20 protein-coding genes are annotated in these 18,695 nt (G+C 38.6%); 14 read left to right on the top strand and 6 right to left on the bottom strand.

Annotated features, from left to right (window positions below):
* The first annotated feature begins 320 nt into the window (after positions 1-320).
* Entirely contained in the window at positions 321-764 is a 444-nt protein-coding gene (locus ACVWXS_RS14000) for a CidA/LrgA family protein (RefSeq protein WP_423474846.1), read from the top strand.
* Position 765: 1 nt separating this feature from the next.
* Positions 766-1,434: an LrgB family protein gene (locus ACVWXS_RS14005; protein WP_456958711.1), complete on the top strand. Its 669-nt coding sequence runs from the start codon at positions 766-768 to the stop codon at positions 1,432-1,434.
* A gap of 275 nt (positions 1,435-1,709) precedes the next feature.
* Here the strand turns inward: ACVWXS_RS14005 and ACVWXS_RS14010 are convergent, their stop codons facing one another.
* Positions 1,710-3,179 carry an aminotransferase class I/II-fold pyridoxal phosphate-dependent enzyme gene (locus ACVWXS_RS14010; RefSeq protein WP_456958664.1) on the bottom strand — a complete coding sequence of 490 codons (1,470 nt, stop codon included), beginning with the start codon at positions 3,177-3,179 and terminating at the stop codon, positions 1,710-1,712.
* A gap of 145 nt (positions 3,180-3,324) precedes the next feature.
* On the opposite strand from ACVWXS_RS14010, the gene ACVWXS_RS14015 reads away from it, so the two are divergent.
* Together ACVWXS_RS14015 and ACVWXS_RS14020 are read left to right on the top strand one after the other, a co-directional pair.
* Positions 3,325-4,284, top strand: a complete 960-nt coding sequence (locus tag ACVWXS_RS14015; RefSeq protein WP_456958666.1) for an NAD(P)H-dependent flavin oxidoreductase — start codon at positions 3,325-3,327, stop codon at positions 4,282-4,284.
* A gap of 20 nt (positions 4,285-4,304) precedes the next feature.
* Positions 4,305-4,592: a UPF0223 family protein gene (locus ACVWXS_RS14020; RefSeq protein ID WP_368636866.1), complete on the top strand. Its 288-nt coding sequence runs from the start codon at positions 4,305-4,307 to the stop codon at positions 4,590-4,592.
* 122 nt (positions 4,593-4,714) lie between these two features.
* Here ACVWXS_RS14020 and ACVWXS_RS14025 read toward each other — a convergent pair whose 3' ends face one another.
* Positions 4,715-5,341, bottom strand: a complete 627-nt coding sequence (locus ACVWXS_RS14025) for a YktB family protein (protein ID WP_423474840.1) — start codon at positions 5,339-5,341, stop codon at positions 4,715-4,717.
* 128 nt (positions 5,342-5,469) lie between these two features.
* Here ACVWXS_RS14025 and ACVWXS_RS14030 point away from each other — a divergent pair, with 128 nt between their 5' ends.
* Together ACVWXS_RS14030 and ACVWXS_RS14035 are read left to right on the top strand one after the other, a co-directional pair.
* Positions 5,470-5,667 carry a hypothetical protein gene (locus tag ACVWXS_RS14030; protein WP_368636864.1) on the top strand — a complete coding sequence of 66 codons (198 nt, stop codon included), beginning with the start codon at positions 5,470-5,472 and terminating at the stop codon, positions 5,665-5,667.
* Positions 5,668-5,903: 236 nt separating this feature from the next.
* Entirely contained in the window at positions 5,904-6,698 is a 795-nt protein-coding gene (locus ACVWXS_RS14035; RefSeq protein ID WP_068983296.1) for an inositol monophosphatase family protein, read from the top strand.
* A 40-nt stretch (positions 6,699-6,738) separates the two neighbouring features.
* Here ACVWXS_RS14035 and ACVWXS_RS14040 read toward each other — a convergent pair whose 3' ends face one another.
* Positions 6,739-6,924, bottom strand: coding sequence for a DUF5325 family protein (locus ACVWXS_RS14040; RefSeq protein ID WP_368636863.1), 186 nt, complete (start codon positions 6,922-6,924; stop codon positions 6,739-6,741).
* 139 nt (positions 6,925-7,063) lie between these two features.
* On the opposite strand from ACVWXS_RS14040, the gene typA reads away from it, so the two are divergent.
* The 5 genes from typA (at position 7,064) to ACVWXS_RS14065 (ending at position 12,141) form a co-directional block, all read left to right on the top strand.
* Positions 7,064-8,908 carry a translational GTPase TypA gene (gene typA / locus ACVWXS_RS14045; protein ID WP_402984013.1) on the top strand — a complete coding sequence of 615 codons (1,845 nt, stop codon included), beginning with the start codon at positions 7,064-7,066 and terminating at the stop codon, positions 8,906-8,908.
* 30 nt (positions 8,909-8,938) lie between these two features.
* On the top strand, positions 8,939-9,337 hold the full coding sequence (locus ACVWXS_RS14050; protein WP_368636861.1) for a YlaH-like family protein: 399 nt from the start codon (positions 8,939-8,941) through the stop codon (positions 9,335-9,337).
* A 261-nt stretch (positions 9,338-9,598) separates the two neighbouring features.
* The gene (locus ACVWXS_RS14055) at positions 9,599-10,591 is read left to right on the top strand and encodes an ABC transporter substrate-binding protein (RefSeq protein ID WP_368636860.1); all 993 of its coding nucleotides are present in this window, start codon (positions 9,599-9,601) and stop codon (positions 10,589-10,591) included.
* Position 10,592: 1 nt separating this feature from the next.
* The gene (locus tag ACVWXS_RS14060; protein ID WP_423474837.1) at positions 10,593-11,360 is read left to right on the top strand and encodes an ABC transporter ATP-binding protein; all 768 of its coding nucleotides are present in this window, start codon (positions 10,593-10,595) and stop codon (positions 11,358-11,360) included.
* Complete coding sequence (locus ACVWXS_RS14065) at positions 11,353-12,141, top strand: ABC transporter permease (protein ID WP_456958669.1); 789 nt, start codon at positions 11,353-11,355, stop codon at positions 12,139-12,141. Before ACVWXS_RS14060 ends, ACVWXS_RS14065 begins: the two co-directional genes overlap by 8 nt.
* Before the next feature lie 295 nt (positions 12,142-12,436).
* Here the strand turns inward: ACVWXS_RS14065 and ACVWXS_RS14070 are convergent, their stop codons facing one another.
* The gene (locus ACVWXS_RS14070) at positions 12,437-12,640 is read right to left on the bottom strand and encodes a YlaI family protein (protein ID WP_368636857.1); all 204 of its coding nucleotides are present in this window, start codon (positions 12,638-12,640) and stop codon (positions 12,437-12,439) included.
* A gap of 11 nt (positions 12,641-12,651) precedes the next feature.
* On the bottom strand, positions 12,652-13,152 hold the full coding sequence (locus ACVWXS_RS14075; RefSeq protein ID WP_368636856.1) for a peptidyl-prolyl cis-trans isomerase: 501 nt from the start codon (positions 13,150-13,152) through the stop codon (positions 12,652-12,654).
* A 182-nt stretch (positions 13,153-13,334) separates the two neighbouring features.
* Between ACVWXS_RS14075 and ACVWXS_RS14080 the strand changes: the two genes are divergently transcribed.
* From ACVWXS_RS14080 to pyc, 3 genes are read left to right on the top strand one after another with little or no spacing between them, the layout of a single operon-like run.
* A complete protein-coding gene (locus ACVWXS_RS14080) occupies positions 13,335-13,616 on the top strand; it encodes a YlaN family protein (RefSeq protein ID WP_004224778.1) in 282 nt (93 codons plus the stop codon).
* Positions 13,617-13,676: 60 nt separating this feature from the next.
* Positions 13,677-14,858: an FtsW/RodA/SpoVE family cell cycle protein gene (locus tag ACVWXS_RS14085; protein WP_068983287.1), complete on the top strand. Its 1,182-nt coding sequence runs from the start codon at positions 13,677-13,679 to the stop codon at positions 14,856-14,858.
* Between the two features lie 12 nt (positions 14,859-14,870).
* A complete protein-coding gene (pyc, locus tag ACVWXS_RS14090) occupies positions 14,871-18,305 on the top strand; it encodes a pyruvate carboxylase (RefSeq protein WP_456958671.1) in 3,435 nt (1,144 codons plus the stop codon).
* Positions 18,306-18,366: 61 nt separating this feature from the next.
* Here pyc and ACVWXS_RS14095 read toward each other — a convergent pair whose 3' ends face one another.
* Complete coding sequence (locus ACVWXS_RS14095) at positions 18,367-18,546, bottom strand: hypothetical protein (protein ID WP_456958672.1); 180 nt, start codon at positions 18,544-18,546, stop codon at positions 18,367-18,369.
* Between the last annotated feature and the right edge of the window lie 149 nt (positions 18,547-18,695).

Raw genomic sequence — 18,695 nt, forward strand, 5'->3', positions numbered from 1 at the left:
GTTTTATCTGTGCGAAAGCGAAGCGTCAGCAACAATGTTTTATCTGTGCGAAAGCGAAGCGTCAGCAACAATGTTTTATCTGTGCGAAAGCGAAGCGTCAGCAACAAAGCGCCCAGTCGGAACGGAAATCAACTACACGTTATGATGATGAGCCATATTTAGTGTGTTTCTATAGACAACCTATTGATCGTTTGAATAAAAAGAAGGTCGCTTAAAGTGTTTTTGAGCTATCTTCTTTTTCTATTTTATCTTAAAATTATAATAGACAGAAAATTCCTGCAGATGTAGAATGAACGTAATAGGGGGTGAAATGTGGCGAAATGTTGAACGAAAATTTTGCTGCGATGTTACAGAGAGTTGTTCGTATTATTGTTCAGATTGGCATACTCAATATTTATTATTACATTGGCGAAGGTATTGTGTCTTTAGTACATGTACCTCTGCCTGGAAGTATAATTGGATTATTATTATTAGCACTTTCACTCATCTTTAAAATAATTAAAGTAGAATACATTCAAGATGGAGCAGGCTTTTTAATTGGCGTATTAACATTGTTTTTCATTCCTGCAACAGTGGGAGTGATTGACTATCCTGAACTTTTGTCAACGACTGGTCTGTTAATCATTTTAGCTGTTATAGCCAGCACGTTAATCTCTATTTATATTACAGGATTACTTACCCAAATGATTGAGAAAAAGGAGCAGGCTAAAAAAGAAACAGAGGCTATTGTAGAGGATGGAGAGGGGGAATTAACTATTGATTGAAATGATTGTTGTAATCGGCACAATTGTGTTGTTCCTATTATTTACAAAACTTTATCAGCGTTTTCCACATCCTTTAATGATTCCACTAGTGACGACAACGATCGTCAGTGTCATCATTTTATTAGTCTTTAATGTTCCATATTCTACTTATATGGAGGGAGGCGAGTGGCTTCAAAAAATGCTAGGTCCAGCAGTTGTAGCACTTGCGTATCCTCTTTATAATCAGCGTGCGATTATTATAAAGTATAAGTATTCTATTTTGTCAGGTATTTTTATCGCCATGATTACGGGCTTAGTGACAATATTTGTTATGTTGAAATGGATCGGTGTCAACGATAGCTGGATGCTGACAGCCTTACCGAAATCATTAACGACACCTGTTGGTATGCAGGTGAGTGAAACAATTGGCGGCATTCCACCATTAACAGCTGTGTTTGTAATGCTAGCAGGATTTGTAGGCGCTATTATCGGACCGTTAGTCATTAAATACGGCAACATTGACTCAGCTGTTAGCAGAGGGGTTGCGGTAGGTAGTGCTTCGCATGGCGTTGGACTTGTTAAATTAAGAGAATACGGAGAGCAAGAATTATCAGTAGGCTCGTTATCTATGGGCTTATCAGCAATTATTGGCGCATTTCTATGCCCGCTATTTGTATATTTATTCATGTAAAAAAATGACAAAAATCGATTGTGTACAAACTATTAATCGTTCTTTTTCGTTGAAAGGAACTAATCGTTGCGAATCTGCAAATAATAGCTTCTAGAGTAATGTTTAATAACCGATTTGCAAGCACAAAGCGGATTCCGGATGCAATTATCATAAAACAATCGGGGATTTTTTGTGGCATTATTGGTGGCTTATCTTTCCTGTATTAGCCATGTTCTATAGTTTGTGGTAGTTTTTGTTAAGAAAAGCTACCCCATTTTATAGAGGTAGCTTAGCAATTAAAAGATCGGTTTGCGTTCTTTTATGACGCGAATCGTTTTTAATGTTGTATCTTCTGGTCCTTGAACAGGTAAACCAGCTTCAATATTCATTTGAATATAACGAATATTTTCTTGGGTAATTATTTCCCCGGGAATAAAAATCGGAATACCAGGAGGATATACCATTATAAATTCTGCACAAATGCAATTATCCGCTTCTGCAAGAGGAACAACCTCAGTATCCGCATAAAATGCATCACGTGGTGACATGGCAAGTGCTGGGATATCCGGAACATTAACAACTGCTTCTGTAATAGCAGCCTCTGAATCAAATGTTTTAGACATACGACTAAGGGCATTAACTAGAAGATTAATTTCCTTTTTCGTATCAGCTAATGTCACTAAACATAAAATATTATATAGATCAGATAATTCTACTTCGATATTAGCATTATGACGAAGCCATTCTTCGGCTTGATGGCCAGAAATGCCCAAATCCTTAACACTAATCAAGAGTTTTAACGGATCCATATCATAAGTTGCAGAGGAGTGTAATTTTTCTTTACCAGCACATTTTAAATGCGGAATTTGGTTAATACGTTTACGAGCATCCTTAGCCAAACGAAGTGCATCATCGATTAAATCATAGCCATGAATTGCTAGCTGACGTCGAGCTGTGTCAAGCGAAGCGAGTAATGGATAAGATGTCGATGTTGTTGTTAACATTGAAAAAACAGCTTGTACGCGTTTTGCAGAGACAAGGCCTTCACGAACATTTAGAATCGATGTTTGTGTCATGGAGCCACCAAGCTTATGTACGCTTGTAGCTGCCATATCGGCACCTGCTTCCATCGCTGAATAAGGAAGATCATCATGGAATTTAATGTGTACACCATGGGCTTCATCAACAACTACTGGGATATTACGGCTATGAACTATTTCGACAATACGCTTTAAATCAGCTGTGAAGCCGTAATACGTTGGGTTGATGACAAGGACTGCTTTTGTATCCGGATAAGCAATTAAAGCCTTTTCGACAGCTTCAGGCGTTATTCCATGAGAAATACCATACTCGCTATCTACTTCAGGATGAATAAAAATCGGGATTGCACCAGCGAAAACAATCGCCGACATAATTGATTTATGAACATTCCGTGGCACTAAAATCTTATCACCTGGACCGACGACGGTCAGAATCATCGTCATAATGGCGCCACTAGTACCTTGAACGGAAAAGAATGTATGATCAGCACCAAAGGCTTCGGCAGCAAGTGCTTGCGCTTCCTTAATCGCGCCTTTTGGTGAATGTAAATCGTCTAGTGGAGCAATATTAATTAAATCAATTGATAAAACGTTGTCGCCGACGAATTCGCGGAAAGCAGGATCCATACCTTGCCCTTTCTTATGGCCTGGAATATGGAACTGAATTGGATGTCTGTTCCGATGTTTTAGTAATACGTCGAACAATGGAGTCTCTAATTGTGACAACGCAGGTACCACCTCACTTTATAATATCTAAGAAAACAAATGAATTATAGCACCTAATGACACGAAAGAATAGACTTTACATAAAAAAATAAAAGGATTTTTTGATGATTTCGAGAAGTTAGTATTGTACGAAAGGGGAGGTACTATGAATTGGAATACACGTGTAACGGAACTTTTAAATGTTAAATACCCAATTATTCAAGGGGGATTAGCCTATTTAGCATATGCTGATTTAGCAGCAGCGGTGTCGAATGCTGGAGGGCTGGGACAAATAACAGCAATGAGTTTACGAGATCCTGACTTATTGCGCGCAGAGATTCATAAAGTACGTACATTAACAGATAAGCCTTTTGGTGTAAACTTTGCAATTGGTATGTATGGCACTGGTTATGAGGATATGGTGCGTGTTGCAGTGGAAGAAAAGGTACCGGTTGTTACGATGACTGGAGGTAATCCTGCGCCTATTTTTGATATATTGGCCGGAACGGATATTAAGAAATTAGTACTTGTAGCTGCACGTAGGCAAGCTCAGAAGGCTGAAGAACTTGGGGCAGATGCTGTGATGGTAGTTGGCCAAGAGGGTGGTGGCCATCTTGGTCGTGATGATGTAGGAACGATGGTGCTTGTGCCACAAGTTGTAGATAGTGTGAAAATTCCTGTTATTGCTTCTGGTGGGATAGGTGATGGTCGAGGATGGATGGCAGCGCATGCACTAGGAGCCGAGGGAATTGAAATGGGTACACGTTTTATTGCAACGAAGGAATGTGTCGATGCATCAGAGGCTTATAAAGAGGCATTACTTGCAAGTTCGGAAGCAGATACCACAATTATTAAGCGTTCTATTGGAGCTCCAGCAAGAGCGTTACGCAATGGTTTTACCGAAAAGATTTTAGAAATTGAACAAATGACACCAACGTATGAGGCGTTGAAAAATTATATTAGTGGCACTGCCAATAAACGATTTATTTATAATGGTGAGAAAGATGAAGGGTTTGGTTGGGCCGGACAAGTTACAGGGATGATTCATGATATTCCAACAGTTGAGGAGCTAATCACTCGAATGGTTGCAGAAGCAGAAAGTATCCGGGTAAAATGGATGCAGTAACATAAAGGTGGTTATGTCTAATGGAATATTCTTATCCGTTTTCAATCGATTGGTCGACTGAGGAAATTGTCGATGTTGTTCAATTTTTTGAAGGGATTGAACAAGCTTATGATAAAGGCATTAAGCGTGAAGTAATGATGGCGAAATATCGTCGTTTTAAAGAAATTGTTCCTTCACAAGCTGGGGAAAAATCAATTTTTCGTGAGTTTGAAGAGGCAAGTGGTTATGTCAGTTACCCTGTTGTTAAACAAACAAAAGAAGCAGCTGATGGTACGATTATTAAAGTTGTACCAAAGCAACGCCGTTAAAAAATGTGGACGTGAGTATTTCTCACGTCCACATTTTTTTATCTTATGGTTTAACGTGTTAAAAATAAGTACTGTGCATACACTACATACAATTAACGTTATGGTGATGAAGCACAACAATTTTATTTTCCAACAATGATGTTATAAATAGGGAGTAAGCTACTGAAAGTTTCTTCCGTAATTTGATGAAGTTCACTAGCTGACAGTTGGATGGCTTGTTCTCTTGGAATATGTCGGCCGACTAAAAACTCACCTTTTTTAACATCACGCAAACGAATAAGCAATTCATCTAGCTTATCTTCCTTTGCGGCTTGCATGGAGATTGCTGTAGGAGACATATGATCCCCAGAAACAATAAAATCATTAGGAAGCTGCTGAAGCAATGCTTTATTGGCAATTAAACGTTCTGCCATCACATTTTTTTGAGGAGCTTCATAAATAATAGCTAAGACGATGAATAAATGCGTGCTCCAAAGACCAATCTGAAAGTGAGGTAATGATTTATAACCTCTTTTGTAAGGAGCAAAGGCAACCCAGCTGTCGTTTGGGGGATTTACTGTTCTTCGTGCATGCTTCGCAACATGAGGATAAAATTCTTCTCCAAGATGACTTGAAAAGAAGGAAGAAAAATCCTCTCCAAGCAGTTGGAATTTTGGTCGTACAGATGAAATTAACGCATCCATTCTCTGGTCTAATCCATCTATTTGAAAAACATTGAAGTCATTGTTAGTCCATTTAGTTTTCGGCAATTTTATTTAACTCCTTTCGATTTATAAGGTTTATTTTATTAGAAAATTGGGAAAAAATCTTATAACAAGAACTTTATCAAGTTTGATAAGTTTTTGTAAAAAAAATTTTAAAAAAGGATGTGATTTTTATGAAACCAATCGTAAAAATTATACGTAAAGTTGACATTGAAAAGCAATATGAATACATTCTACAATTAGAATTAGATTATGAATTGGCCTCTTTATTCTCTGCAATGAATGAAAAAAATGAGATTGAAATTAAAAAAAGTAAAAAACGTCTAGCTGAAATTCAACTGGAACTTGAAAGTTTGCACGCCTATGCGTAATAAAACTTTCATACCAATTTGAAAAATCACTTGCTGAATATTCCGACAGCAGGTGATTTTTATTGTTATAAAGGTTAAAATAGACAATATATCATAATAGAAAGAAAAGATTATGTGCTGTGTTTAACATCATCATGAGGAATGAGAACCTTTTAGCATATCTTTAAATGAAGATAAGTTGCAAGTATTTTTAAGAAGGGCTAGAAGCATAGTGCCTATTCGAAGGGTGGGTTTTTATGGATTTACAACAAATTGATCAATTTGCGAAAAGTATTATATTTGAAGCAGGGAGCCGTATTCGAGATGCCTTTTCATACAATTTAGTGATCGAGACAAAATCAAGCGCAAATGACCTTGTCACAAATATTGACCGTGAAACAGAATTATTTTTTATCGAAAAGATACGCGCTTTTGATCCAACCCATAAAATTTTAGGGGAAGAAGGTATGGGAGAAAAAGTAGAGTCGTTAGAAGGTGTTGTATGGATTATTGATCCAATAGATGGCACGATGAATTTTGTTAAACAACATCGGCATTTTATGATTTCTATCGGTATTTTTATTAATGGGGTGGGCAAGCTAGGTTACATATTTGATGTAATGCGTGAAGACTTATTTTATGCAATTGCAGGCGAAGGGGCATGGTACAATGACTCACCATTACGTAAATTGCAATCAGTCAAAATGGAGGAATCGGTCATTGGTATAAACGCACACTGGGTAGCACCAAACCGACATATTCACAATGAAAAAGTCATTGAAATGGTTCGGAAAGTACGTGGTACACGGTCGTATGGTTCAGCTGCGATGGAAATAGCGTTTGTTGTTAGTGGTAAACTAGATGCTTATGTATCTATGCGACTGTCGCCGTGGGATATTGCTGGAGGTACCATTATTGCTAAGGAAGTTGGGGCTATCGCCACTAATTTACATGGGGAGAGCTTTGATTTCCTACATCAGGATACTTTCATCATTGCCAATCCTTCTATTCACAAGGAGCTATTAGAAAAATATATTGTGCCCTATGAATAAAAAGGAGCCGTCTATTTTTAGACAGGCTCCTACTTACTTATTAAAGTAATCCTTGCTCACGCAGTTTACGTTTCAATTTAAAGGCTGTCATAAAAATGACACAAGTAGCCACAATGCCTGCTATTATACCAAAAACACTACCAGCTGCTACAGAATAGCCAATAGAACACATTGCTAAAACAGCTGCTAATGCGAAAATGCCCATTACGAATTTTGCACGATTCATAGCCGAGCCTCCTATATTAAAAATTTATAATGCAATTATATTTTTTTAGAATGATGTAAATTCTAATAAGGACATTTCTATCCTTCTTGTGCTATAATATCACAGTTAAACATTCGAAAAAAGAATATGGAGTGGAATAATGACAAACTTACGTCAAGATCTTCGCAATATCGCAATTATCGCACACGTTGACCATGGTAAAACTACTTTAGTCGACCAATTATTAAAACAATCGGGTACATTCCGTTCAAACGAACGTGTTGAAGAACGTGCAATGGACTCTAATGATATTGAACGCGAACGTGGTATTACGATTTTAGCTAAAAATACAGCAGTAAACTATGAAGGAACTCGTATCAACATCCTTGATACGCCTGGACACGCTGACTTCGGTGGTGAGGTAGAACGTATTTTAAAAATGGTAGATGGCGTTGTACTAGTTGTCGATGCGTATGAGGGTTGTATGCCACAAACACGTTTTGTGTTGAAAAAAGCATTAGAACAACGTTTAACACCAATCGTTGTTGTTAATAAAGTAGACAAAGATTCAGCTCGTCCACTAGAAGTAGTAGATGAAGTACTTGAATTATTCATTGAACTAGGTGCAGATGAAGATCAATTAGACTTCCCTGTTGTCTATGCTTCAGGTGTAAATGGTACAGCTTCTTTAGACGCTGATCCATCTAAGCAAGAAGCGGATATGGAATGTCTATTTAAGAAAATTATCGAAGCTATTCCAGCACCAATTGATAACTCAGAAGAGCCATTACAATTCCAAGTAGCTTTACTTGACTATAATGACTTCGTTGGACGTATCGGTATTGGTCGCGTATTCCGCGGAACAATTTCTGTAGGTCAACAAGTATCTCTTATGAAGTTAGACGGAACAGTGAAAAACTTCCGTGTAACGAAAATCTTTGGTTTCTTCGGCTTAAAACGTGAAGAAGTTCAGACAGCAAAAGCTGGTGACTTAATCGCCGTTTCAGGTATGGAAGACATCAACGTTGGTGAAACAGTTTGCCCTATTGAACACCCAGATGCGCTAACGCCATTACGTATTGATGAGCCAACTTTACAAATGACTTTCTTAGTAAACAATTCTCCATTCGCAGGTCGTGAAGGGAAATGGGTTACTTCTCGTAAAGTAGAAGAGCGTTTACGTGCTCAATTACAAACAGACGTATCTTTACGTGTTGAAGATACTGATTCTCCAGATGCTTGGACAGTTTCAGGTCGTGGGGAGCTTCACTTATCTATCCTTATCGAAAACATGCGTCGTGAAGGCTTCGAATTACAAGTGTCAAAACCACAAGTAATCGTGCGTGAAATCGACGGCGTGAAATGTGAACCTTTCGAACGCGTTCAAATCGATGTGCCTGAAGAAAATGTTGGTTCAATTATTGAATCAATTGGTACACGTAAAGGTGAAATGCTTGATATGGTGAACAACGGCAGTGGTCAAGTTCGTTTAACGTTCTTAGTACCAGCTCGTGGATTAATCGGTTATACAACTGAATTCATGTCGATGACAAAAGGTTTCGGTATTATCAACCATACGTTCGATTGCTATCAACCATTATTACCAGGAAAAATTGGTGGCCGTCACCAAGGTGTACTAGTTTCAATGGAAACTGGTAAATCAACAACTTATGGTATGATGCAAATTGAAGACCGTGGTACACTGTTCTTGGAGCCAGGTACAGATATTTACGAAGGTATGATCGTTGGAGAAAATACTCGTGACGCTGATATCACTGTAAACATCACAAAAATGAAACAAAAAACAAACATCCGTTCAGCAAACAAAGATCAAACGAATGTTATTAAAAAGCCACGTATTTTATCACTAGAAGAAGCGCTTGAATACTTAGGTGATGACGAGTACTTAGAAATCACACCAGAATCTATTCGCCTTCGTAAACAAATTCTAGATAAAAACGAACGTGAGAAAGCAGCGAAAAAATTACGTAACGCAGAACAATAATTTTCCGCTGACATGAAAGGAAGAGGAGTCTTGGATATAAAGTCCGCTTTATTGGGTGAACTGAATTTTATTCAAGGTGCTGCACAGACAAATTCAGAGGAAACTGCAATTGCCTATGAAAAAATGGCAGGGATTACGCGTTTTTTATATGAAAACTTACCTAGCTATGAAATGGCAGGTTATGTTCTGTTTGCTCTAGTGTTTTTGCTCTCTGCACTTGTTTATAAACTAGGCTTTGCAAAGAAATTAAAACTATCACAAAATATAGTTATTTATATTTTCCTGTTTTTAGGGTGTATTATGTTAACATTTTTTGCATTATATCTTCCAATGGTAGAAGGGCTCATTGTAGCAGCGTTAATTTTAATCGTCTATAAAACACGTTTATGGCGTGAAAAAAGAGAAGAGCAACAAGCTGCCAATCAATGAGAGTAGCTTGGCTCCTATACCGTGAAACTTGTATTGAGTTTTTAAGTAATAAAACAGCCTTAGCATTAATTTGCTAAGGCTGTTTTATTTGGTATCGTAAAAATTTTATCGTTTTAAGCCATCTACATATTAACGATTGGCTACGGAACCCATTTTCAATCGATTGTGTCTCACAAACCTAAATTGATAGGCACCGAAATCTTCCGATATGAATAAGTTAATGACGATAGGCTTATTTTCATCAATCGAGGAGGAAATGGAATGCGTTGGCTTAAAAAAGGTTTATTATTTAGTGTTATTGCTTTGTTACTCCTTTCTTTGACAGCGTGTAATAAAGCGGAGCTTGAAAAGGTCAAAGTTGGAGAAGTGACGCGCTCGATTTTCTACGCGCCGCAGTATGTAGCACTTGAAAAAGGATTCTTCGAGGATGAGGGGCTTTCTGTTGAGTTACAAACGATTGCAGGTGGCGATAAGACAATGACGGCGTTGCTGTCTGATGGCATTGATATTGCCTTAGTTGGATCGGAAACTTCTATTTATGTGACACTTCAGGGCGCCAACGATCCAATACAAAATTTTGCACAGCTAACTCAAACAGATGGTACATTTTTAGTTGCGCGTGAAAAAATGGATAATTTTTCATGGGATCAATTAAAAGGCACTACATTTTTAGGGCAACGTAAGGGTGGAATGCCCCAAATGGCGGGTGAGTTTGTACTGAAAAAACATGGCATCAATCCTACAAACGATTTAACACTCATTCAAAACATCGATTTTGCTAATATTTCTACGGCCTTTGCTTCTGGAACAGGGGACTTTGTGCAACTATTTGAACCAACAGCGAGTATCTTTGAGAAAGAGGGTAAAGGCTATATTGTTGCTTCATTTGGAACTGAATCCGGTCATATACCTTACACATCGTTTATGTCCAAAAGTAGTTATTTGAAGGATGAAGCGAAAAAAGTGCAAGGTTTTACAAACGCATTGAAACGAGCGCAGGATTTTGTACAAAAAGAGAGTGCTGCAGAAGTAGCGAAAATCATTCAGCCATATTTTGAAAATGTGGATGTTGCTTTAATTGAAACAGTAGTGGAGCGTTATAAGTCTCAAGGCTCTTATGCAACAGATCCTATTTTAGATGAGGAGGAATGGGATAACTTGCAAACGATTATGGAGGAAGCGGGTGAACTTCCTCAACGGGTAGATTATGAAAAGCTTGTGAATACAACCTTTGCTAAAAAGGCTGCTGAGTAATATGGGTTTTTTAAAACTAGAACATATTCACCATAGCTATTTTTCCAATACTCAGGCAAAGGAAGTTTTACGTAATATCAATTTAGAAATTCGTGAAGGTGAATTTGTATCTTTCATAGGGCCGAGTGGATGTGGGAAAACAACTTTATTATCAATTATTGCGGGTTTATTTCCGTCTACTGATGGCAATGTATACATTGATGGAGAGGAAATTTCAGCACAAAATAAGTCTCTCATTGGCTATATGCTTCAACAAGATTATTTGTTTCCTTGGAAAACTATCGAGGAAAATGTCACAATTGGCTTGAAAATTATGGAGCGGAGCAATAAAACACATAAAGTGACCGCCAATGCACTGTTGCGAGAAGTAGGTTTACCACATGTAGGGAGCAATTTTCCTCGAGAGTTATCAGGAGGTATGCGTCAGCGTGTAGCACTTGCGAGGACATTGGCAGTAAATCCTAAAATCTTACTGCTAGATGAACCGTTTTCGGCACTTGATTATCAGTCGAAATTAAAGCTTGAGGACTTAGTTGTTGAAACCTTAAAGGCCTATCAAAAAACAGCGATTCTTGTGACACATGATATTGGTGAAGCAATCGCCATGAGTGAACGAGTTTTTCTTTTTTCAGCTAATCCAGGTTCATTGCATAGAGTTTTTGAAATACCTGAAACATTACGCAAGCTATCTCCGTTTGATGTAAGACAGCATCCGGCATATTCAGATGTATTCCAAACTATTTGGAAGGAGCTGGAGAGCCTTGGATAATACATTATTTAAACAGTATCAGCAAATGTTAAAAAAGGAAAAACGCTTTGTTCGATTATATCAATTGATCATCTTACTCGTATTTTTTGGAGGGTGGGAGCTTCTTTCTAGATTTGGATGGATTGATCGTTTAATTTTTAGTTCACCAACATATGTATGGCAAACGTTTATAGAAAAAGTAAGTGATGGTTCGATAACGTTGCATGTTGGTGTCACGCTAATGGAAACAGTTATCGGTTTTATTGCTGGTACCTTACTAGGGACATTAATAGCCAGCGTTTTGTGGTGGTCACCTTTGCTGTCAAAGGTACTCGATCCATATTTAGTTATTTTAAATGCGATGCCGAAAGTTGCGCTAGGACCAATATTAATTGTTGCACTTGGCCCAGGCTATTTTTCGATTATCGCAATGGGTGCTTTGATTTCAATTATTATTACGACGATTGTTGTTTACACGGCCTTTAAAGGGGTAGATCCAAACTATAGTAAAGTATTACAAACTTTTGGAGCAACTAGATGGCAAATATTTAGAGAAGTGATTTTGCCTGCCTCCTTCCCAACGATTATTTCTACTTTAAAAGTAAACGTAGGATTGTCTTGGGTAGGGGTTATTGTTGGTGAATTTTTAGTGTCCTCAAAAGGTCTTGGTTATTTAATTATTTATGGTTTTCAAGTATTTAACTTTAATCTCGTGCTTATGTCGCTGCTCATCATCGCCTTTTTTGCGACGATTATGTATCAGGTTGTCGAATTGATTGAGAAGGCGATTATAAAAAAATAATGGTTAATAATCGAAATAAAATAGTATGCTAGAAGCAATCTGGCATACTATTTTTTATGATATAAAGACATTTTAGGCAGTCTTTCTTTTCAATGAAATGCGTACAGTATCTAATGATAGAATAAAATGTCGTACAATTTGTTACTGCATAATATGAACAATGACTTCAATCAACTCCTCGTTTCGCCGAAGAGCATATCTTATTTTATAGGACATCTTAATTTCATTGACACAATAGCTTTTCAACAACAAAAAGGAGGTGGCTCAATTAATGGGTCACCTCCTTTAGTAGCTGTTAAAACTCTTTATCCATTTGTGGTGAAGTACGATAAAAACGGAAATTCCCGGTTTCAACGCGTGCGATGGTATTTTCTTTAATACGATCGTGACACGTCTCACACATATACGTATGAATTGGTCGATTGCGTAATTTTTTTGCTAACGGTAAACTATCATCTAAATTGTTAATTGTATCGCAAATGACACACTTTACGCGCATTGCATTCCCTCCTACTCGGCACGAATAGCTAATACATTTTTGATAGGGTTGTCTACATTTGAACCGTCTCTAAATAATACATGGACAGGGCCATCTTCTAGTAAAGGCTTACCATCTTGGCTGTATTGCAAAATTAATGTATGAGCTTCTTCGATTGTAAATGGACACTCTTTGCCACCTTCGCATTCAATGACAATTGTTGTCGCTTCTGGTTTAATTTCAGCATTTTTCAAGAAGGGACTTAATTCGATACCGAAAGTACCTGTTTCCATCCCTTTACGGTCAAATTTTCGTTCGGATTTTAATGTTGGTGGGAAAGTTGCCCCTTCCATAATTTCGCGTGACCAGTGCGCACCGACTTCACGCATATATTTGATATCCATATCTTCTTCCACTTTTTGTGAGGTGAAGTACGTTTTTAAATCTAATTTACGATCATCGAAAATCCAAACAGTGGGATCTAACGTTAGTTGAAATGAAACTGCGCCCTTGATAGGAATTATTGTTTCCATTATAGAAATCCTCCTCAAATCTTGTATATCCATGAAATAGTATAACGCTAATGGCTAGGTATAATAAAGAAATATAATTTGATTTCTCTATTTTCCAACGAAGACACTTGCAATTTTAACGACTAAAAGATAAACTTTATTAAGATAGAATCGAAGAAATATCAGATAATGGGGGCGTCCTCATGGATACGAAATCACAAACTTCTTTTCAGGAGAAGGCTTTGGAGCTTTTAGTTGCTGATGCAGATAAAATCGCTCGCCTCATTCGAGTACAAATGGATCATTTAACAATGCCACAATGCCCTTTATATGAAGAAGTATTAGATACACAAATGTTCGGCCTTTCACGTGAAATTGACTTTGCTGTGAAGCTTGGACTCATTGAACGCGAAAAAGGCAAAGAGATTCTCGATTCACTCGAGAAAGAACTGTCTGTACTACACGACGCGTATACAGACAAATAAAAAGAAAAAACTCAAACGCTATTTGCGATTTGAGTTTTTTTTCTAGAATGAGGTTTTCCGATGAAACAATACTTAAAACGTTATGCACGAAATTTTGATTACCCATTATTTTTTACTTTTCTATTATTAAGTTTATTTGGATTAGTAATGATTTATAGCTCAAGTATGATGGTAGCAATTATAAAGGAAGGACAGGCTCCAGACTATTTTTATCAAAAGCAAGTGACAAATTTAACTGTAGCTTTTATGGGTTTTTTAGTGACCGCATTTTTCCCGTACAAGCATTATGCCAATAAGAATGTTATGTTGTTTCTTACTGTCGTTCTTGCCGTGCTATTTACTTGGTTAAAAGTGGCCGGTCATGGTGCGGATCAAGTAGGTTCTCAGAGTTGGATACATATTCCGGGTCTAGGGAATTTTCAGCCTTCTGAATATGCGAAACTATTTATAATTTTATATTTTTCCGCTGCTTTTTATCGGAAAGGACAAAAATATACGTTTGAAAAGCTACAACCGACAGAAATTTTTTATCCAATATTTCTCTGGATACTTGTTGTTGCTTGCGTGGCTTTTGAAACCGATTTAGGAGCTGTCATTATACTTTGTGGCATTGCTGTATCTGTTGTAGCGGCGAGTGGTATTCCATTTAAAACATTTTGGAAGTTTTTTGGGGTATTAGGAGCATTTGGTACAGCTATCCTTGGTATGCTTTGGTTATTTAAAGGGGAGCTATTAACGGGTAACCGTAAAGGCCGAATTCTATCTTATTTTAATCCATTTGATTATGAAAATGATATGGGTCACCAAGTTGTAAATAGTTATTATGCAATTGGTGGAGGTGGTTTAGATGGAAGAGGCCTCGGTCAATCCGTTCAAAAATTGGGGTATTTACCTGAACCACAAACAGATTTTATTATGGCGATTATAATGGAAGAACTAGGTATTTGGGGTGTGATAATCGTCTTAGGTGGTCTAGGATTTATTGTATATAAAGGATTTTCGATTGCGTTGCGCACAAAAGATCCACTAGCACGTATGATTGCGGCTGGTATTGCGAGCTGGATTGGCTGGCAAACGTTTATTAACCTTGGGGGTGTAACTGGGTTAATCCCGTTAACCGGTGTAACGCTACCTTTTATTAGCTATGGCGGGACATCTATAATTATTCTATCTTTAGCTATGGGAATATTAATTAATGTTTCTATGTTTGAAAAGGTAGAAAGAAAAAAATCACAATCATAAAGGGGGATATCTATGGAATCAATCAACAAAATTCTCGTAGCCAATAGGGGAGAAATTGCAATTCGTATTTTCCGTGCATGTACGGAGCTAAATATCCAAACCGTAGCCATATATTCGCGGGAGGATAGCGGGGCATTCCATCGCTTTAAAGCAGATGAGGCCTATTTAGTAGGGGCTGGCAAGAAACCAATCGATGCTTATTTAGATATTGAGGGTATTATTGCCATCGCAAAGGATGCGGGTGTTGATGCGATTCATCCAGGGTATGGTTTTTTATCAGAAAACGTAGAATTTGCACGTCGTTGTGAAGAAGAGGGCATTGTCTTTATTGGACCAACTTCCCAGCACTTAGATATGTTCGGAGATAAGGTTAAAGCGCGTGAACAGGCAATTGTTGCAGGTATTCCTGTTATTCCTGGTACAGACGGTCCAGTAGCTGATTTAGCAGAGATAGAGGCTTTTGTTAGCACATATGACTATCCAATTATGATTAAGGCAGCACTAGGCGGCGGTGGTCGTGGTATGCGCCTTGTTCATAGTCATGAGGAGCTAGCTTCCTCCTATGAACGTGCAAAATCAGAGGCGAAGGCAGCATTCGGCTCTGATGAGGTGTATGTAGAAAAGGCAATTATTAAGCCAAAGCATATTGAAGTCCAAATTATTGGCGATCAACAGGGCAATATTGTCCATCTATATGAGCGCGATTGCTCGATACAACGTCGTCATCAAAAGGTTGTTGAAATCGCACCATCTCATTCGATTTCAGAAAATTTAAGAAATAGTATTTGTGATGCAGCGGTTCAACTAATGAAAAATGTCTCGTACATAAATGCAGGGACAGTAGAATTTTTAGTCGCAGGAGAGGATTTTTATTTCATCGAGGTCAACCCTCGTATTCAAGTTGAGCATACAATTACTGAAATGATTACAGGTGTCGATATCGTGCATGCTCAAATAAAAGTAGCTGCGGGTTACGGTCTTCATAGCGAGGAGATCCATATTCCACAACAGGCGGATATTCCAATGATTGGCTATGCAATTCAAGCACGTGTTACAACGGAAGACCCAGCTAATGACTTTATGCCGGATACAGGAAAGCTGATGGTGTATCGCTCAAGTGGTGGCTTTGGTGTTCGCCTAGATGCCGGCAATGGCTTCCAGGGGGCTGTGGTGACACCGTACTATGACTCACTATTGGTGAAAATTTCAACATCAGGAATGACATTTAAAGAAGCCGCAGCAAAGATGGACCGTAACTTAAAAGAGTTCCGTATTCGTGGGGTCAAAACGAATATTCCATTTTTAAATAATGTCGTGACGCACGAGAAATTTTTAACGGGTGCATTTGATACTAGCTTTATTGATGCAACACCTGAATTATTTAATTTCCCTGTGCGTAAGGACCGTGGGACAAAGCTATTAAGCTATATCGGTAATGTGACGCTCAATGGTTTCCCGGGAGTAGAAAAGAAAGCAAAACCGATTTTTGTACAACCTAGCATTCCGAAAGTCGATAAATTGATTGTCCCACCAACAGGTACTAAGCAAATTTTAGATACCCAAGGAGCAGAGGGGCTCGTAAAATGGATTTTGGAGCAGGAGGAAGTGTTGTTAACGGATACAACCTTCCGAGATGCGCATCAATCACTTCTTGCGACACGTGTTCGTTCACGGGATATGTTCGAAATTGCAGACGCAACAGCACACATGATGCATGATTTCTTCTCACTCGAAATGTGGGGTGGCGCGACGTTTGATGTGGCGTACCGTTTCTTAAAGGAAGACCCATGGGAGCGTCTTGCTAAGTTGCGTGAACAAGTACCGAATGTGTTATTTCAAATGTTACTGCGTGGAGCGAATGCTGTCGGTTACACGAACTACCCTGACAATTTAATTCGTGAGTTTATCGCTGAATCAGCGGCATCAGGCATTGATGTGTTCCGTATTTTCGATAGTTTGAACTGGATGAAAGGCATGGAAGTAGCGATTGATGCCGCCCGTCAGTCTGGTAAAATTGCCGAGGCAGCAATCTGTTATACAGGCGATATTTTTGATGATACGAGGGCAAAATATTCAGTCCAATACTACAAGGAAATGGCGAAGGAGCTGGAGGCAGCAGGTGCCCATATTTTAGCGATAAAAGATATGGCTGGGTTATTGAAACCAGAAGCAGCGTATCGTTTAATTTCCGAGTTAAAAGAGACGACAAGTCTGCCAATCCATCTGCATACACATGATACAAGTGGCAATGGTATTTATTTATATGCCAAGGCGATTGAGGCAGGGGTGGATATCATTGATACGGCGCTCGGTTCGATGGCGGGCTTAACGTCACAGCCAAGTGCAAACTCTTTGTATTATGCAATGAAGGGCAGTAAGCGTGAGGTTCGTGCCGATATTGAAGCACTAGAAAAACTATCGTACTACTGGGAAGATGTGCGTAAATATTATAAGGATTTTGAAAGCGGCATGATTAGCCCACATTCTGAAATTTATGTCCATGAGATGCCTGGCGGCCAATACAGTAACTTACAGCAGCAAGCCAAAGCAGTTGGTCTTGGGGATAGATGGGAGGAAGTGAAGCGCATGTATTCCCGCGTGAACCTTCTATTTGGCGATATTGTCAAAGTAACCCCATCTTCGAAAGTAGTCGGTGATATGGCGTTATTTATGGTACAGAACGATTTAGATGAAAGCTCTGTACTGACAAGAGGACAAACTATTGATTTCCCAGATTCTGTGATCGAGTTCTTCCAGGGTTATTTAGGACAACCACATGGCGGTTTCCCTGAGGCACTTCAACAGGTTGTGTTAAAGGATCGCGAAGCCATTACAGTACGTCCAGGTGAGCTACTAGAACCTGTGAATTTTGAGCAGCTAGAGGCAGTACTGGAGGAAAAATTAAACAGACCGGTGACAAAAAAGGATGTACTGGCGTATGCTTTGTACCCGAAAGTGTTTGAAGAGTATGCGAAAACAGTGGACTCTTTCGGCAATATTTCGGTATTAGACACACCAACATTCCTTTGCGGATTAAAGCTAGGTGAAGAAATCGAAGTTGAAATCGAAAAAGGAAAAACACTGATTATTAAACTCGTTTCGATCGGAGAGTCACAGCATGACGGAACACGTGTGATGTACTTTGAGTTGAATGGTCAATCCCGTGAGTTGGTGATTCAAGATATGACTGTTGAAGTAGATGGCAGTTTAGCATTAAAGGCAGATCCAAGCAATCCAAACCAAATTGGAGCTACAATGCCAGGTACGGTCTTAAAGGTAGTTGTATCGAAAGGAAGTACTGTTAAACGTGGAGACCATTTGTTAATTACTGAAGCGATGAAAATGGAGACAACTGTTCAAGCACCGAAAGATGGAGTCGTAAAAGAAGTATACGCAAGTGCAGGCGACGCCATTTCAACAGGTGATTTGTTAATTGAAATTGAATAATTGAATCGAAAGAAGGTTATTAGATGGCTTTTATAGCATACTAATAACCTTTTTTATTTTGCTATTTTTGCTCACCACCATAATGCAGGGCTGATTTCCGTTGCGACTGAGCGCTGTCATGGGGGCGTCCGATGAGCCGCTTTGATTGCGCTCCAGGGTCTCGGGCTAACACGATGTTGGTCATGCAGGTGTCACAGGACGTGATGCTTTTAGCCTTCGTTCCTCTATCGTTGAAACCCAAGGAGTTGCTCAGTCGGAACGAAGATCAACCACTTCACATAGCGTGTATCTTCTAGCATTTTCTCTATAATATTGATTTTGTTATATTGTAAACTTGTCGATTTTTTGACATGTCATTAGTTGCTTTGTAATTGAAGTCGTTTAAATAAA

This window comes from Lysinibacillus sp. TE18511, from assembly GCF_054062295.1.

Bases quoted from the DNA above. Each gene is read 5' to 3' on its own strand.
- ACVWXS_RS14000 (WP_423474846.1), top strand. From the start codon at position 321: ATGTTGAACGAAAATTTTGCTGCGATGTTACAGAGAGTTGTTCGTATT.
- ACVWXS_RS14005 (WP_456958711.1), top strand. From the start codon at position 766: ATGATTGTTGTAATCGGCACAATTGTGTTGTTCCTATTATTTACAAAA.
- ACVWXS_RS14015 (WP_456958666.1), top strand. From the start codon at position 3,325: ATGAATTGGAATACACGTGTAACGGAACTTTTAAATGTTAAATACCCA.
- ACVWXS_RS14020 (WP_368636866.1), top strand. From the start codon at position 4,305: ATGGAATATTCTTATCCGTTTTCAATCGATTGGTCGACTGAGGAAATT.
- ACVWXS_RS14030 (WP_368636864.1), top strand. From the start codon at position 5,470: ATGAAACCAATCGTAAAAATTATACGTAAAGTTGACATTGAAAAGCAA.
- ACVWXS_RS14035 (WP_068983296.1), top strand. From the start codon at position 5,904: ATGGATTTACAACAAATTGATCAATTTGCGAAAAGTATTATATTTGAA.
- ACVWXS_RS14040 (WP_368636863.1), bottom strand. From the start codon at position 6,924: ATGAATCGTGCAAAATTCGTAATGGGCATTTTCGCATTAGCAGCTGTT.
- typA (WP_402984013.1), top strand. From the start codon at position 7,064: ATGACAAACTTACGTCAAGATCTTCGCAATATCGCAATTATCGCACAC.
- ACVWXS_RS14055 (WP_368636860.1), top strand. From the start codon at position 9,599: ATGCGTTGGCTTAAAAAAGGTTTATTATTTAGTGTTATTGCTTTGTTA.
- ACVWXS_RS14060 (WP_423474837.1), top strand. From the start codon at position 10,593: ATGGGTTTTTTAAAACTAGAACATATTCACCATAGCTATTTTTCCAAT.
- ACVWXS_RS14070 (WP_368636857.1), bottom strand. From the start codon at position 12,640: ATGCGCGTAAAGTGTGTCATTTGCGATACAATTAACAATTTAGATGAT.
- ACVWXS_RS14075 (WP_368636856.1), bottom strand. From the start codon at position 13,152: ATGGAAACAATAATTCCTATCAAGGGCGCAGTTTCATTTCAACTAACG.
- ACVWXS_RS14080 (WP_004224778.1), top strand. From the start codon at position 13,335: ATGGATACGAAATCACAAACTTCTTTTCAGGAGAAGGCTTTGGAGCTT.
- ACVWXS_RS14085 (WP_068983287.1), top strand. From the start codon at position 13,677: ATGAAACAATACTTAAAACGTTATGCACGAAATTTTGATTACCCATTA.
- pyc (WP_456958671.1), top strand. From the start codon at position 14,871: ATGGAATCAATCAACAAAATTCTCGTAGCCAATAGGGGAGAAATTGCA.